This window comes from Massilia sp. R2A-15 (genome assembly GCF_030704305.1).
Lineage (GTDB): Bacteria > Pseudomonadota > Gammaproteobacteria > Burkholderiales > Burkholderiaceae_D > JAFCUW01.
In genome coordinates this window covers 4,640,388-4,655,051 of sequence record NZ_CP131935.1, presented here as the reverse complement: position 1 = coordinate 4,655,051, position 14,664 = coordinate 4,640,388, and the positions used below count along the sequence as shown (strand labels likewise).

Annotated in this window: 19 protein-coding genes; 11 read left to right on the top strand and 8 right to left on the bottom strand. The window is 57.2% G+C overall.

All coding sequences use genetic code 11. The annotated features are described in order from the left end of the window. Positions 1 to 486 precede the first annotated feature (486 nt). On the top strand, positions 487 to 702 hold the full coding sequence (locus Q4S45_RS21515; RefSeq protein ID WP_305507440.1) for a hypothetical protein: 216 nt from the start codon (positions 487 to 489) through the stop codon (positions 700 to 702). 58 nt (positions 703 to 760) lie between these two features. After that, positions 761 to 967, top strand: a complete 207-nt coding sequence (locus Q4S45_RS21510) for a hypothetical protein (RefSeq protein ID WP_305507439.1) — start codon at positions 761 to 763, stop codon at positions 965 to 967. Between the two features lie 65 nt (positions 968 to 1,032). On the opposite strand, the gene Q4S45_RS21505 is transcribed toward Q4S45_RS21510, so the two are convergent. Further along, entirely contained in the window at positions 1,033 to 1,356 is a 324-nt protein-coding gene (locus Q4S45_RS21505; protein ID WP_305507438.1) for a hypothetical protein, read from the bottom strand. Between Q4S45_RS21505 and Q4S45_RS21500 the strand changes: the two genes are divergently transcribed. The 3 genes from Q4S45_RS21500 to Q4S45_RS21490 all read left to right on the top strand — a co-directional run bounded on the left by Q4S45_RS21500 (position 1,334) and on the right by Q4S45_RS21490 (position 4,209). Next, positions 1,334 to 1,636, top strand: coding sequence for a hypothetical protein (locus Q4S45_RS21500; RefSeq protein WP_305507437.1), 303 nt, complete (start codon positions 1,334 to 1,336; stop codon positions 1,634 to 1,636). The two genes, Q4S45_RS21505 and Q4S45_RS21500, sit on opposite strands and share 23 nt — an antisense overlap. A 522-nt stretch (positions 1,637 to 2,158) precedes the next feature. Beyond that, the gene (locus Q4S45_RS21495; protein WP_305507436.1) at positions 2,159 to 3,181 is read left to right on the top strand and encodes a hypothetical protein; all 1,023 of its coding nucleotides are present in this window, start codon (positions 2,159 to 2,161) and stop codon (positions 3,179 to 3,181) included. Between the two features lie 293 nt (positions 3,182 to 3,474). Next, complete coding sequence (locus Q4S45_RS21490) at positions 3,475 to 4,209, top strand: PIN domain-containing protein (RefSeq protein ID WP_305507435.1); 735 nt, start codon at positions 3,475 to 3,477, stop codon at positions 4,207 to 4,209. A gap of 125 nt (positions 4,210 to 4,334) precedes the next feature. Here Q4S45_RS21490 and Q4S45_RS21485 read toward each other — a convergent pair whose 3' ends face one another. Both Q4S45_RS21485 and Q4S45_RS21480 read right to left on the bottom strand, forming a co-directional pair. After that, entirely contained in the window at positions 4,335 to 4,775 is a 441-nt protein-coding gene (locus Q4S45_RS21485; RefSeq protein ID WP_305507434.1) for a hypothetical protein, read from the bottom strand. A gap of 155 nt (positions 4,776 to 4,930) precedes the next feature. Then, complete coding sequence (locus Q4S45_RS21480; protein ID WP_305507433.1) at positions 4,931 to 5,098, bottom strand: hypothetical protein; 168 nt, start codon at positions 5,096 to 5,098, stop codon at positions 4,931 to 4,933. Between the two features lie 471 nt (positions 5,099 to 5,569). On the opposite strand from Q4S45_RS21480, the gene Q4S45_RS21475 reads away from it, so the two are divergent. The 4 genes from Q4S45_RS21475 to Q4S45_RS21460 all read left to right on the top strand — a co-directional run bounded on the left by Q4S45_RS21475 (position 5,570) and on the right by Q4S45_RS21460 (position 8,544). Beyond that, entirely contained in the window at positions 5,570 to 6,169 is a 600-nt protein-coding gene (locus Q4S45_RS21475; RefSeq protein ID WP_305507432.1) for a hypothetical protein, read from the top strand. After that, positions 6,159 to 6,869 (top strand): hypothetical protein, encoded by a 711-nt coding sequence (locus tag Q4S45_RS21470; protein WP_305507431.1) that lies wholly within the window; start codon positions 6,159 to 6,161, stop codon positions 6,867 to 6,869. Before Q4S45_RS21475 ends, Q4S45_RS21470 begins: the two co-directional genes overlap by 11 nt. Before the next feature lie 241 nt (positions 6,870 to 7,110). Next, on the top strand, positions 7,111 to 7,293 hold the full coding sequence (locus Q4S45_RS21465; protein ID WP_305507430.1) for a hypothetical protein: 183 nt from the start codon (positions 7,111 to 7,113) through the stop codon (positions 7,291 to 7,293). Between the two features lie 531 nt (positions 7,294 to 7,824). Beyond that, positions 7,825 to 8,544, top strand: a complete 720-nt coding sequence (locus Q4S45_RS21460) for a PEP-CTERM sorting domain-containing protein (protein WP_305507429.1) — start codon at positions 7,825 to 7,827, stop codon at positions 8,542 to 8,544. On the opposite strand, the gene Q4S45_RS21455 is transcribed toward Q4S45_RS21460, so the two are convergent. From Q4S45_RS21455 to Q4S45_RS21435, 5 genes are all read right to left on the bottom strand, one after another. Further along, the gene (locus tag Q4S45_RS21455) at positions 8,510 to 8,944 is read right to left on the bottom strand and encodes a hypothetical protein (RefSeq protein ID WP_305507428.1); all 435 of its coding nucleotides are present in this window, start codon (positions 8,942 to 8,944) and stop codon (positions 8,510 to 8,512) included. The two genes, Q4S45_RS21460 and Q4S45_RS21455, sit on opposite strands and share 35 nt — an antisense overlap. Before the next feature lie 101 nt (positions 8,945 to 9,045). Then, positions 9,046 to 9,207 carry a hypothetical protein gene (locus Q4S45_RS21450; RefSeq protein ID WP_305507427.1) on the bottom strand — a complete coding sequence of 54 codons (162 nt, stop codon included), beginning with the start codon at positions 9,205 to 9,207 and terminating at the stop codon, positions 9,046 to 9,048. A gap of 806 nt (positions 9,208 to 10,013) precedes the next feature. Continuing rightward, positions 10,014 to 10,250, bottom strand: coding sequence for a hypothetical protein (locus Q4S45_RS21445; RefSeq protein ID WP_305507426.1), 237 nt, complete (start codon positions 10,248 to 10,250; stop codon positions 10,014 to 10,016). 7 nt (positions 10,251 to 10,257) lie between these two features. After that, positions 10,258 to 10,482 carry a hypothetical protein gene (locus Q4S45_RS21440; RefSeq protein ID WP_305507425.1) on the bottom strand — a complete coding sequence of 75 codons (225 nt, stop codon included), beginning with the start codon at positions 10,480 to 10,482 and terminating at the stop codon, positions 10,258 to 10,260. Between the two features lie 434 nt (positions 10,483 to 10,916). Further along, on the bottom strand, positions 10,917 to 11,243 hold the full coding sequence (locus Q4S45_RS21435) for a hypothetical protein (RefSeq protein ID WP_305507424.1): 327 nt from the start codon (positions 11,241 to 11,243) through the stop codon (positions 10,917 to 10,919). A gap of 1,214 nt (positions 11,244 to 12,457) precedes the next feature. Here Q4S45_RS21435 and Q4S45_RS21430 point away from each other — a divergent pair. Together Q4S45_RS21430 and Q4S45_RS21425 are read left to right on the top strand one after the other, a co-directional pair. Beyond that, positions 12,458 to 12,838, top strand: a complete 381-nt coding sequence (locus Q4S45_RS21430; RefSeq protein ID WP_305507423.1) for a hypothetical protein — start codon at positions 12,458 to 12,460, stop codon at positions 12,836 to 12,838. A 544-nt stretch (positions 12,839 to 13,382) separates the two neighbouring features. Further along, positions 13,383 to 14,654 carry a hypothetical protein gene (locus tag Q4S45_RS21425; protein ID WP_305507422.1) on the top strand — a complete coding sequence of 424 codons (1,272 nt, stop codon included), beginning with the start codon at positions 13,383 to 13,385 and terminating at the stop codon, positions 14,652 to 14,654. Positions 14,655 to 14,664 lie beyond the last annotated feature (10 nt).

Here is a 14,664-nt window from a genome sequence, read left to right as displayed (position 1 = left end):
ACGCCACACTCGCGGTCAATTGCGGCGGCCGACAAGCCCAGCATGAAACCGACCTTCGGTATGCTGGTCGGCGACGGTCCACAGCCAGTACCGGCCGCCGATCACCACCGGCTCGACCTTGCCGGACAGGTCGCACACCCCGGTCAAGGCGCGGATGGGTCCGCGAGTTGCTGCGCATCTTAATTCGGTTGCCGGCCATCAGAGCACTCCCTACTGGTCCAGGCGGGCGGCGCCGACGGCGCGCGCGGTCGAAATACAGCTCGCCTACGCTTCGCTCCCAGCGGGCGTGGGCATAGGCGCTGTCGGGGAAAGGAGGCAGGCGGAGCAGCTTTCTTCATTGCGCTCCTTGATGGCCCATTTCCTTGCCGTCGCGGAACGCTGGCGGCGAGTCGCTCTCGAAGATCGCGTTTCAGTTCGGGATCGGCAAGGGGGCCGTACACCCCATCGTCAAGTCCGCGAAGATGGCGGCGCAAGCCGTACAAGTCCTTGATCTGGCGTCTGACCAAGGCGGACGCCAAAATCTGGATGATCGAGAACCTGCTGGGCAAGCGTCAACATTACGGATATCGCCCGCGTAGCCCTGTCGCTCAAACTCAAGCCGTTGGTCGGGGAGCAGGCTTGATCGACCTGACCCGAGGTGTCCATCTAAATAAAAGTTTCCACGCTGCATCAAAAAGAGTGCCGATGATGCAATATATCTAATTGGAAACGAACAGGAGTAAATGATGGATGCAGCTAAATTCTTTGGTTGGGTGTTCGCATGATTCCCTTTCTCATAAAAATGATCATCGGCATTGCGCTGATGATCGCCGGCGTGGTGGCCGGAGTGGCCTGGATTGGTTTCTGCTTTGGCTCGGTGATCGGCGTGATCCTGATCCTGATCTTCGCGCCGCCGCTGCTGTTCGCCCCGTTCGGACTGTCGATAATGGGCTTGGCAATGTGCACGACGGCGTTAAGCCGGGACTGAGTGGCCATGCCAGTCCCCGCTGAGACCTGTTCGCCGTCGTCATCATCGGCTGGCGGGCGTTCGTCCTAGCCAGCGCACGAACGCTTCGACGCGAGCAACACGCGCACCTGGCGCGCATGGTCGTACTGCCGGCGCTTGCTCGTGCCCAGGATCGCGCAGATGTCGCGCGTGGCCTGTTCTCGTGCCGTTGGTCGTGACTGCAGCTTGATGAACTCACCGCGTTCTGCATCGGCATCGCACTTCCGGGTCACGCGCTCTGGCAGCTCGTCACTGACAATGGTGGCCAGTGCGCCAGCGATGAGATTCTGCGGAGAGTGCGGGCGAAACCCGCAAAGCGCTGGCCAAGGTTGCAGGTCGCACGACACGGTGCGCAAGGTCGAACAGATCATCGCCAGGGCCGCGCCCGAAGTGCTGGCGAAGGTGCGCAGCGGGGAGCTGTCCGAAGGCGGCGTTCATGCGGGGCAGTGGCACCGGCCCGCCGTCCAAAGGCCGAGGTTGCCGTGCCATCAACGACGGCGACGCGCCGCTCCTTCGGTCGCCTTCAGTCTCCGCATCATCGCCTTTAGCTCGACCATCATGGCGGCGACCTGCCGCCGCACCGAGTTCGGCTTGCTGGCGTTCATGACGACGGCGCGCTTGCCTTCCGCCGTGACTGGTTCTTCGCTTTGAAGCCGGGACTTCCAGTTGTGGATGGCCCCGTCAGGTCATCACCCATCAGGTCATCACTCATCAGGTCAGGGTGACCGCATTACACAGGTATGCGGTCGACACGCCCACCGTATCGACTTCCGCCGCGCCGGCAACGCATAACTGTCTTGCCCGCATCGCCGGCAGCCGCCACCTGCATCAAGCCGAGTTCCTGTGCCATCGGTACCGGGTCGGCGGTCGGCACCTTGCGGTCACTTGGCCATCAGAGTGGAAGCGCCTACTGAGTCCATGACGCTGTCGGTTCCGTTAACGCATTGACAGTCTCTGTGCCTCCAAGAACGAAGCATTTCAGGCATGGTGCGCATTTATCATCTGTCAAAAGAAGTTCAATATTTAAAGGGACATAGCCAATTTTTAACCCAGCTATGGTAAAAATGTTGCTCGGGGCGGCAGTTCGCGCACGACTGCCGTCTGGACCGCCGGGCCTGTCAAAGCACTGGATGTAATCAACTCGCGCGCCCAAAACCTAGGAGGGCAGACTTCATGGACTACGTAGACGCTGGAGTTGCAATTGCGAATGCAATTCTTACGAAGAACTTTGATGACCACGTCAACCAGGAATTCGAGGACATCGAGAGGGGGCTGGCTGAGCTAATCGCGAACACGCAGCGCATCATTCAAATCATTGCTCAGCTGCCTGAGAAAATTGACGAAACAGACCGACAGCACTTGGTAAATACGGTGCTCAGCACGCGCCTAACACTTGAGGAGATCTACAAGAAGAAAGACTCGATGGGTAATGAGTCCTTTGCGACAATCGACAATCAGGCAAGCGCGCTCCGCACGGGTCGCAATGCGCTCTATGGCTGGAATGGCGGGTGGCCTTCCTGGTATGCCATCTACATGGCCGCGACCTACTTGGGTTTGCTGTATGTGATGCGGAGTTGGGTCAAAGGACAATCTGCGGAGCAGAAGAAGTCCAACGATTCATCCCGCTTAGCGGCCATCGATGAAGGCATTGACAATCTCACCGATTTCCTTGCCCCGAACGCACCCCTGGTACAACTGCACGCCAACTACCGTCGCACCCGCCTCGACATCGAAGCTCGGCTCACGCCCTTTGTAGATCAGTCGGTTGGCCTTTGCTGGTATGACATCGGCGGCAACAGCCATGAGTTGTCCTGGTTCGTCTTCGGCGGCTCACTTGAAGGTGGCTTTTTTGTGAAGGGGGGCGGTTGGACGCATGGAGATGACTACCGCACTCCTACTTCCATCACCATGCAATTTCCGGGTTATGGCATGGAGACTACCGCCGCCGGCGACGACTTCCATGATACGAGCCGGCGAAAGTTTGAGCAGATTTGGGGTGCGATTGCCGCTGAAAGAGCGAATTGGCAAGTCGCCAGAGCGGGCGAGAATTTCTGCGACGACCACGTCATTGGCATCACGGCCGCCATTGTAGCGCTGAAGAGGCTTCTGATCCACAGTGCTGCGTCGGGAGCCCTGGCAGAAGCAACCCAGCAATTGGCGGCTTTCAAGACTTTGAAACACGCCGATAAGGCCTGAGCGACTGAAATTCAACGCAGGCGCCACCCCTACGTACTTTTGATGCTGACAACGGTCCAATTAGACGCCACGCTGCAGGCCCAGTTCAGGGCAAATGCGCGCACCGATGTGGCCACGGACAAGTTCGCGGCCCCTATCTTCGCGCGCGGTCAAACCTGGCGTCCGAATCAGGCGCCTGCGGCGCCGTAGGTCTTCAGTGTTGAACGTCCGCTATCGCGGCCTACGACTGACTGCAATGGGGCGACAACCGACCGTCGGCAGTCGGCCAAGTACGGACATCGGACTAAATGACTATGACCAAAAAGCTGCTGCTTGTCGACTACGAAAATATTCAAAAAATAGACCTGTCGCTCTTGGACGAGAGTTACAGCGCCATTATCTTTGTGGGCGCCAGGCAAAATCCACCGAAGGCTGCGTCTAAGGCCGCAACTGCGCACCGATTTCAGCGTGTTGATTTTCAGAAGATTGAGGGTACGGGAAAGAACGCCCTCGACTTTCAAATCGCTTTCCACTTGGGGCGAACCGTCGAGAAGTCCCCTGCGACTGAATTCATTGTGCTCTCCGCGGATAAGGGTTTCGACCCACTGCTCACATACATAAATAAGGCCGGCTTTACTTGCCGCCGCATCGAGCGGATCGAAGACTTGCGCACTGCTGCTTTTTCGCTTTCCACTAACGATGTGGTGTGCGAGCGGTGCCACAGATCGAGCACGATTCCGCATCACGGGGGGCAATGGTGTACGAACTGCGGTCGCTTCGCCAGCCCGCCCGATCCGTTAAAACTTCCATCGAATACGGAGACACCGGACTTGTTTCCGCGGCAGCGCCGGTTTGGACCACTCACGATTCAACCAAGCTCCAGCCAAACGAAAAATCTGAGTCTGGGGCGACAGCGGAATCACGATGCCCCACCTATTCGTAAGGGGATGGCCTGTGGATGGTGTTCATACTTCGGTGATATGAGCGGCGGCATCTATGACGATGGTGAATGGATGTGCAGCGATTGCACTGCAAAATACTCGAAGTAACCTGACTCAGCAGGAGGGGGCGTATGCGCGAGAAGGCCTGGTAAAGACTTCCGCTTCAGGTCGAAAGCAGCCGGACACCAAGACGTAGATCGCCATCACCTTGCCGTGGCCAGCGTAGTAGCGATCTACGCTGCGGCGATCTTGGTCGGTTTAGGCGCCTGGCAGCCCTCGGCGGGGGCGGGGCTGCTCGACCAGCTTGAACCCTGCTCGACCAGCGCATCCGGCGCCACCGTCGTTGCCGTCCCGTCGATCGACAGCTTGCCGCTGGGTACCTGCACCACCACTTCGGGCGTCGCGCTGGCGATGATCTGCTTGACCTTGCGCACGGTGTCTTGGCCGACACCTTCAGGCTGGGCCACTGCGTCGCGCGTCTTGCCTGTACCCTGCGTTGAATTCCAAACAGGGTTTTCCGGCGCCGCCTTGCCGGCCACCATGCGTTCCTGGGCGCGCTGCTCGATCAGCGGCTTCAACTTGAGCGCCAAGGCGTCGCGGCCGAAGCCGGACGTGTTGCGCGTGCCCAGCTGGTTATCGATCATCCACCAGATTTTGCGGGCGGTCTTCGTCACCAGCCCGGCCTTCTCGACCATCTGGAAGGCGATACCGTGCTGCTTGCGCAGCGCGTAACGCTGGTGTGCGCGATATGTAACGCTGGCAGCGTTTCAACAGGCGCGATCTGGCGGTTGTTCGTTGCCCGCATGGCCATTATCAGGCGTTTCTTGGCCTACGCGCCGTTGTGTTCATCGAAGTGGTTGATGCTGATTCCGCTGGCGTTTCCCTCGCTGCCGAGAAGCGCGGCCACCAGCTCGATGCAGCCGACCGGCAGCAGCGCCTCGCCCAGCCCGTCCACGCCACACTTGCGGTCAATCACGGCCGCCGACAGGCCCGGCATGAAACCATGCTCGATATGCTGGTCGGCGGTGGTCCTAAGCTAATACCGGCAGTCGATCACCATCGGCTCGAAGGCCGGACGGGTCGCACAACCGGTCCAGGCGCGGAACGGTCCACAGGTTGCTGCGCATCTTGATCCGGTTGCCGGCCATCAGAGCAGTCCCTTCTGGCGCAGGAGGGCGCCCTGATGGCCCGCTGGGGCCAAGCAGCTCGACGACGCTGCGTTCCCCGCTGGCGTTGCCATAGGCGCCGTCGAAGAAGGGAGGCAGCCGAGCAGCCGGAGCAGCTTTCTTCATTGCGCACTCTCATGCCCATTTCCCTGCCCGTCAGTCGCTCCCGAAGATAGCGGTCCAGTTCGAGATCGGCAAGGGACCGTCCACGCCGTCTTCAAGACCGCTAAGTTGGCAGGTCGTGAATAAATTGTGAACCGGCGGTCGATTGCAATTTAATGAATGTTGCCAAGTGATAAATAATGGCCGACCATGATGGATTAAGCAAAGATTGGTCGATCATGAAGAATCCAGCAGTTCTCATTTCCGCCGGCGGTCTCATGGCTTGCGTGGTCGGGGTCGCCTCCGTGAACTACGCAGGCCTACAGCGAATGGTCGACGACACCATTGCCAAGGATGCCCGTAACAAGGGGATCGAAGTATTTGCCCACTACAAGTATTTCGTCAACCCGAACGTGCTGGTTTATGACCTGCGAAAGGTGAGCGAAGAGAACAGTCCGATGGACGTCACCCGCGTACTGTTGCAGTTTTCCGAACAGCTAAAGGAGCGCAAATTCGATACCGTAGAGCTGTCGCATCGTGGCGCCAATAAGTTCGTCCTCAAAGGCGAGTTTTTCCAGACCGTTGGCCAAGAGCATGGCCTGCAAAATCCTATCTACACGATCCGCACCCTGCCCGAGAATGTCTACAAGCCCGACGGCTCGAAAGCGTATGGCGAGTGGTCGGGCGGTCTGCTCGGCGTACTCGGTCACCAGATGGAGGATTTCGCCGACCTACACCGAACTTGGTACATCGACGACCTAGCGGGCAAAAGCGCCAAAGAAGTTGGCCATGTTCAATAGCGCCATCGGTCTCCGCTACATGGTGCCACGCTCGCTTGTTTTGGGCCTTGTTGTCCTGACGGCGGCCTGTTCGCCTGCTCCTGGCATCGACGATTCGCGTCCTGTGGAAGTGAGTTCTCAACGAATCGATCTCCCAAACAAAATCGTGGAAAACGTCGATGAGTGGAAATATTCCTCTGTACTCGAATCGAAGCATGATCCGATGACGGATAAAATATGGGAGATCATTACAAATAAGGCAACACGCGTTTCAGTAGAAGGAGGCAATGGATACATTTTCGGGCTTCGGCTTCATCTTGATGCAGGATTGAAACTTGATACGTCGACACGCAAAGGTGCGCAGCGGCAGGTGACGTTCTATTTGGAACATGGAGCATTAGCGCCCCGGAGTTGTCATCGGAACTTTTGTCATCTCCGCGTTCGTTTTGATAGACGCCCACCAATAACCTATTCATTTTTTACCGGTGACGACCGCAACTATTTGGAGCTGTTAGGTGAAGCTGAAGCGAAGACATTTCATGACGATTTGACAAGATCAAAAAAAATGCTGATCGAGTTTGAGTTCTTGCCGGATGGTTTCTCTTCGAGCCAATCTCAGTTGAGGATTGTTGAGTTTAATGTCGATAGTTTTGATCTGGGGATGCCTGGCTATGGACCTGGCACGACGGTCTACGTTGGAGGCAGGCGTATGAATCGATGAGTCTCATGATGCGACGTATTCGAGCATGCCAGTTTTTGTGAGTCGATTGAATTTGCCCATAAAAAGGCGAGCTGCGGCGTAGCGTGACGATGACGAAGAACGGCTTCGTCGTGATGGCGATGTGCTTTACCGAGTCGAAAGGAATGTCATTCTAGGAGGCGTACATCGCCGCTTTCGACGCCATAGCACACCGCTTCATCAACCCCGAGCCGCAAATATCGCAGCCAAGCGGTGTTGGCGGATGAGCATTAAACGCACGCAGTCGGGTCTGGCGCGGGCCAAGGCCGAAGGCAAGGTGCTGGGCAGGCCAAGGACCACGGCGGGCGACAGGGCCAAGATCGTGGCGCTGCACGCCACAGGCTTGTCGTTCGCGGTGATCGCGGTCCAGTTCGGCATCGGCAAGGGACCGTCCACGCCATCGTAAAGGCCGCCAAGACGGCGGCGCAAGCACCAGCACCGATAACGCCAGCGAAGCCCGCCACGGTCGCCAGGAAGGCCGTGGCGGCCCGCTCGGGTGACGAATGGCTGATCGCGCGGTCCTGGACCAGAAGCATGGCCAGCGCCGCTCGCTTGCTGGATGAAGGACTGGGTTAGGCAATTGTGATCTTTGTCGCCACGTCCGGCGCAGCGCTCCCGGCGTTGTCGCCACACACGCACCAATCACCACCGGGACCAACAAAGCGATAGGCGGTTTTTCGCCGGAAGCTGATGTTCAAGCATAGACTTGCACAAAAAATCCGCTGCTTTCGCGCCACAATATCCAATCGAAATTCTGTCGGCTTTCTTTACACATCTCGGCACGCCAAACTCGACTTTCACTGTAACTCTCTGTTTTTAGGAGATTTAAGTTTTAGGTACGATATGTGCTTACAGCCATGAACGCCTTATCAGGCGATCCCAGCGCCAAAACAGAAATGGTTGGCGATGCCCCCGCATGTTAATAAACGAGGAAGCCATGAAAATCGTCCATGCTTTTCGCACTGCGTTGATTATTTGTAGCATTCTTTATGGTACGGCCGCAATGGCCGTTCCGGTTACACTGCAGACAAACTCATCAGGCGTACTAACAGGAGCCGAGAACGTGGACGTTGGCGGAGTTCTTTACAACGTTTCTTTCGCTGACGGCTCGTGTAACTCGATCTTTAATGGCTGCAATTCGGCGGCCTTTGCATTTCATAATTCGGCTGACGCGGGATTAGCGGCCCAGGCATTGCTTGACCAAGTATTCGTGGATGGTGTCATGGGGCAATTCGACAGCGATCCATCGAAAACACTTGGTTGCACATCCACGGTCGCTTGCGACACGCTTATTCCGTATTCTCCGCTCTTAACAGGCGTCGTTGTGGTCGCGTTCTCAGGCAACGTGCCTACCGACCCAGATGGGGTCGCTAATAATTCTCCACAGAGTAGTCAGTTTGATACAGTATTCAGTCCATTTGCTAACTATGCCATTTTCGAACTCGCCAGCCCAGGCGCCGACGTTCCTGAACCCGACTCTCTGCTGCTACTCGCCGCGGCAGTTGGCGGGATGATGCTCCTGCGTCGTCGTAAGCGTATAGCTTATGAGACTGATTTCAGAAAACTCGATACGGCCGCGAATTCACGTCGCAACCACTCGGCGATTGCGGATGAGCGCGAGTCTAGGGTGCGCGCGTCCAATCGACCTGAGCGCTGAAATCAGCCGGTCGACAATTGAAAGCACCAGTACCGCGCTGTACCGGCGGCGTCGCAGGCGATGTTGTCCGCCGGGTGCTCGACGGGAGGGGGCCGATGATGATCAGGTTGCTCCGGTTGGGACCACCGTTGAGCAGAGCATCTCCGATCAACCCGGTGGCGATGCCCTGCACGCCGACCTCGCCGTCGACCCGCGCCGTGTACGGAACCATTGCCGCGGAAGCGCGCACCGGCTCGTGTTCGGAGCGCGTTTCCGCCAGAGTGGCCAGCTTCCTCTGCGCCGCGTCCAGCACATGCACCGCCATGTCAGTCTCCTCGCCGGTCGCCGCCAGCACGGCGCGGCGCAGAGCGAGGGCGCGCACCAGGTCGGCGTTCGGGAATCGGGGAATTGGGTAAGCCAATGGCCTATGAATTTTGCAGACGTTTGAGTCCGACATCCGAACGGCTGGGCGCAATACGGGCGCATCGGATGCGAATGTTGCGGACCGACGACGCAGCGACGTCACAGATGCAGGCGCAGCTGGTCATGCTGCAGCTCGCGGAACGCGCGCAGTCCTAAGTCGGTCTCGTCGCCCGCGCCGCACGAGTTATATGCCCTGCTGGGGGCGAAGATGACGCGGTGGGGGAATACCGCGAGCGAGAGCTGCGCTTGGAAAACCGGCACAGCCTCCCCTGGCACCGAGCTGAAACATCTACAAGGACACCTTCTTCACGCTGCGGGGAGTTTCTCGTAGCGCCGACTGTAAGGAAAACCGGAAGTCTGGTTACCAATAACAAACCCTCGTCTTTTTCAAGAGTTCGATCCAAACGTATTCATATACCAGTTCGTTGCGCGCGGTCCCGATTACAACCATCTGTTCGTTGGGGTGCCTAGTAGCGAGTAGCGAGTAGAGCAGCCTTTCATCTGGAACTTTGATTAAGTGTCTTACCGCGCTGATGGTAATTCGGTAAAGGGTGCAATTCGTGCACGCGATCTCGACCACCCTGCCATGATCAATCGTACCTATAACCCTACAGGTGCTCGAGCATAGAGGACAACCACTCCGATAGCACATCATATACCTGCTCGCAATGCAACCGACGGCGTAGGAAGAGGCTCGGCCGCCTCTAATGATGCATCTACTAGCGAACCGAGTCGTGTGATCGTCTCGTTCCGCAAATACAGCGCTCCCAACAAAAATACTCTTATGAACATCGCAAGATGGCTTCGGTGAACAAAATTTACCGTTAGTATATCTTGATCAATAAATTTAGTGTGCTAGCCCCTTGCTCTTTTGGTAAATGTTGCGAAAACAAATACGGAAATTGGCGAAGCATTGACCAGCCGTCCAGGCTTCGCAGCTCAAAATGTGAAGGCTAGTGTTGTTACTTTATCGACGGCATGCGGAACGACAATGTAGGGAAAGATCGCCCTTAGCAGCCCGCGCCCTCGCTCAATAGCGTCGCGTTCACAAATTGCAAGGCATGAATTTATTTCGGATCAATATCCGACGGCTCGGGCGAGAAAGACTCGTCTGGATCGACGCCGAGACGTGAAAGCGCGTCCCTAATCGCCAGCATTTGTGGCTCGAAATTTAGTGTTCCTGACACTCCGCACATCGTGATCCGCGCGCCATGCGTTAGGCGCATAGCTTCAAGAGAGTTTTGAAGAGCGGCGATTACTTGCCCATCTCGCTCAAGGATAGCCAAATATTTCACAGTGTCCATTGCAGTCCTATTCGATATCGTCCATACCAAGCAAAGAATTGAAATTTCGCCTCGCGCGCCGCCGGTCCAGATGAAAAAGTACACGAGCCGCTACCGTCGAAGGGATATCATGGCGGAGGAAAATTATTTTTGCAGTCATCGCGCCCAACTTCTCGCCGCAATCGAGGGCTTGATCGACGACACGTGCAACGCGCAAATTTTTTCTTCTGTCAGGACCGGAGAAACCTTGCACGGAAAGCCTCCTAATCGGAATCGGGCAGAACAGTATATTTGGAATGATGCATCAAGACAATTTAGCTTTTCTAACTCTCAGGCTTTTCTGATAGTAAGTGGTCTTGTGCTCGGCCGCGGGGTTGGCAAAGCCGGCCTAATTTAATCGAGCGCCGGCAGCCGTTTTTGGTGCGTCAGTGTGGCCATCAGGTCTGCGACGTGCCGCCGCACCGAGTCCGGCTGGCGGGGGTTCTCGCCACCGCGGACCGCTCCTTTGCTACGTGCCTGACCAAGGCAGGCGGGGGAGCCGGTCTGCAACGTCTACGCATCCGATCCGGCCATATGCTCGTCGCGGGCCGGCATGGTCGGGGGGGCGCCTGGCGTCCCTCGGCGGGGGCGGGGCTGCTCAACCAGCTTGACGCGGCTCGACCAACTTTGCCGGCGCCACCGTCGTTGCTATCCTCGTTGATCGACAGCCCGCCGCCGCGTATCTGCACTACCACTTCGGGCGTTGCCTTGGCGATGATCTGTTCGACCTTGCGCACGGTTTCTTGCCCGACGCCGGCAGCCTTGGCCAGTGCGGTCGTGCGTCTTGCCTGTACCCTGTGTTGAATTCAACACAGGGTTTGCCGGCGCCGCCTTGCCAGCCAACATGCGTTCATGCGCGCGCAGCTCGATCAGTGGCTTCAACTTGAGCGTCAGGGCGACGCGCCGAAAGTCGGACGTGTTGCGCTTGCCGAGCTGGTTCTCGATCATCCAGATTTTGGGGGCGGCCTTCGTCACCAGCCCGGCCTTTCGACCGCTTGGAAGGCGACGCGGTGTTGCTTGCACAGCGCGTAACGCTGGGGTGCTCGAGTTGTAACGCTGGCGGCGTTTCAACAGGCGCGATCTGGCGGTTGTTCGTTGCCCGCATGGCCGTTATCAGGCGTTTCGTGGCCGATGTGCCGTTGTGTTCATCAAAGTGGTGTTCCTGATTCCGCTGGCGTTTCCCTCGCTGCCAAGAAGCGCGGCCGCCAGCTCGATGCAGCCGACCGCCAGCAGCTCCTCGCCCATCCCGTCCTCGCCGCGCTTGCGGTCAATCGCGGCTGCCGACAGGCCCGGTATGAAACCGTCATCGGTATATTGGTAGGCGGTGTTCCCCAGCCAGTACCGGCTGGCGGATCACCATCGGCTCCGCCTAGCCGGACAGGTCCCACAGCCGGCCAAGGAATGCATCGGTCCACAGGTTGCTGCGCATCTTGCTCCAGTCGCCGGCCATTAGAGCAGTCCCTTCAGGCGCAAGCGCGCGGCGATGGTGCGGGCGCGGTCGAGTACAGTTCGACGCCGCCGCGCTGCCAGGCAATGCCAGCCCGCTCGGCTGTGGGTTGATAGATCGGCGTTCGCCAAGCCGACCGACTTAATCGCCGCCATCGACCGCGGCGGCTTGGCGGCGATGAAGGGGGTGTCGCGCGAGATGAAGGCGGCCGTACCCCCACTCCACAGGCTTGGCCAACCGTGCCGCCCCCCCCTCGCCGAGTTGGACGAGCTTCGCGAGGGAAAACGCCGTCACCTATGCGATGAACCGGACGGCGTGAAGGCCAGCTTCGCCGTCGCTGGCGGGCTACGAGAACAACCTGTCGGGTGATCGACGCCGAGGACCAGTTAAAGAAGCCGATGGAAGACAACAGGTACCTGCGCGCAATTGCTGGCAGCACCGAACGCATCCCACGGCGAAGCCTGGACAATCAGGGACGATAGGCCGAAGGCTTAACACGGACTATCGCTAAAAAACAACCGCGTAAAAAATGTATAAATACCAGATTTGTTGTAATTTTATTAAAAAAAGATCAAATTTAGATCGCAACGAATTTTTCTTCGCTCGCTCGGTCGCGTACCGTTGTGGGTAGCAAATATTCTGAGAAAACTTAAATCTCAGAATTAAATACGGAAAATAATTTGTTGATCTCATGACAGTTCGCTGCCTAAAATTATTCCTCCCAACACATACGAGAACGAACATGGAAAAATTTATGTCATATGATTGTCTTGCATTGAATGCCAAGTATTCTGGCGACGAAGACTGGGAAGTCACGCGGGAGCGCGTGGAAGCGTGGGCTGATTTAAAGCTGGGACCGATAATCCATGAGGAAAGTTTTCACCTGATCCGTGCGGTCGCCGCTAAGCTGGCTCCCTGCTCCAACGGCAATTGGCACGGTGGCTACGATAACTCCGCGGAACGGTTGTGTCTGGGGATCGCGCGGATGATCGGTGAACACTTCGCGCAAATGGATGACAGCATCCCTGAGTTTGCTTCGATGCTCGTTAACGTAATGGAAGCAATGGAGGCCGCAATGTCCTTGGGCCGCCGCCATCATGCCGGGCAGAGCGTCGCCCAATAATCAAATTGCAAAGGTCGGGCGGAACAGCAGGGTTTGCAGTATTTTCGGCATGCACGTCTGCCCACTTCCTCGACCTTGGCTCGGCGTCGGCCGTATTTAACACGCTTCAGACGGCAATGGCGGCCGAGCCGGTCCTAGACCTCGCTACGGCTTCGGCAAGGCCGGCGAGGTGCTGTTAGTGGCCTAGCAGGGACGCGCGGCCACAACTCGACAATCCTGCGCTCGCCGTTAGCCATCGAGTCGCCGCAAATGAGGAATGCATGCAAAAACGAGCATCTGTCGCAACTTCTATTGGTTGCGCGCCGAAAGGCCCATGCTCTGGCGGTGGTTGGATTCGCACTACACCGTGAGGCAGGCAATTGGAAACGACATTCGGAACTTTAGTGCGAAAAATAACCGAGACGACTCTCTGTCCGCTTTAGCGACTCGCAGATTTTCTTCGTAAGAGATGCGTAACCGAAGCGCCTCCCGTCGACTTTAACTCTCGCGGCGATGGTTGTCGTTCCTGTGAAAATTTGTCTTCCATAGACATCGAAAGTTCGAAATGGATGGATTGCAGAGACTGAGGAAATGGTTCGGGGTTGAAGAGGCTGCGCAAATCCTGACCAACGCGACCGGGCGTCCGGTTCATGTGGCCGACGTCATCCGTTGTGCGCTCGACGGACATTTGAAGCTCTCATTGCGTCTCATCACGCCTACCAAGGCGCGTGCCGGGTTTCGATTGCCGAGCGAGGAAGAATCGCTTACTTTCATCGCCGAGTGCGCGGAAGAAACGCAGGATCTCGAAGTAGAATTCCGGGTATTCCGTGGGGCGGAGTGTATTACTCTTTCGTCGCCAGCCTCCGGTCAAGTTGCGAGTGAATTCTCGCCTGCAGACGACGATTGCGAAGAAACAATCGGACTCGTCGTCGAGACCGATGTCATTTGTCTAGTAGATGTCGTCGATCTCATTCTGCGCAGCGATGGACGGCGGATGGTAGACGCCATTTACCAGGCCCTGGTCGGTCACCAACCGGCGAGCCACGCATTCGACAAGGGCATTTACGTCGAAGGGCGCGGCCGGAAGGTCTTTCAATTGTTGCAACCCTTTGACGAAGTGGTGTTCAAGGAGCGGCAAATCGCGCGTTCCGCCAGCCTGCGTGACTACATCGAAGACAACAATTTTTCTGCAGATCAGGCAATTGAGTACCTAGCGGCGGAGGAACGCTATCGCCACGCGTATTTGCAACACGAAACGAAGACGCTGACTCTGCGGAAGTACATGCCTGCAAGCGACTTCCCCCTCGATTCTAATCTCGTCGTCCGTGGCGAATACCTCGCGTCGTTCGTGGCGAATTTGACCCGAAACGTCATTACATCCGCCGCCAACGGAATGAATGCCGTGCCCGCATTATCAATACCGTCCTGTGGCGCAGTCGAACAGGGACATTTAGGAATTGCGGCCGCCGATGCACCTGTCGGAAGTGGTGAGGCTGCGTCGCTCTCCGCGTCCGCTACGCGACCAGACGCCATTCTCACGGCGGAAGCTACTATCAAACCTCCGGACGATTGTTCAGAGCATTCAGGGCCTACCCCTGCAGGCTTAACGAGGAGAGAGAAACAACTGCGCTTTATCGAAAATACGGTCAATTCACTCGGCTATGCACCAATGAAAATTCCGAAAGGTGGCAAGGGAAAGATTCGGCAAAAATGCAAGGCCGAGGCGCCGGAACTGTTCGGGGCGGGGGTTTATCCGTTCAATGAGGCTTGGCAGCAAGCCGTCAAACAACGACGAGTCAGGATGGCGGATCACGACAAATACTCCAGCGGGCGGTAAACAAAACCCG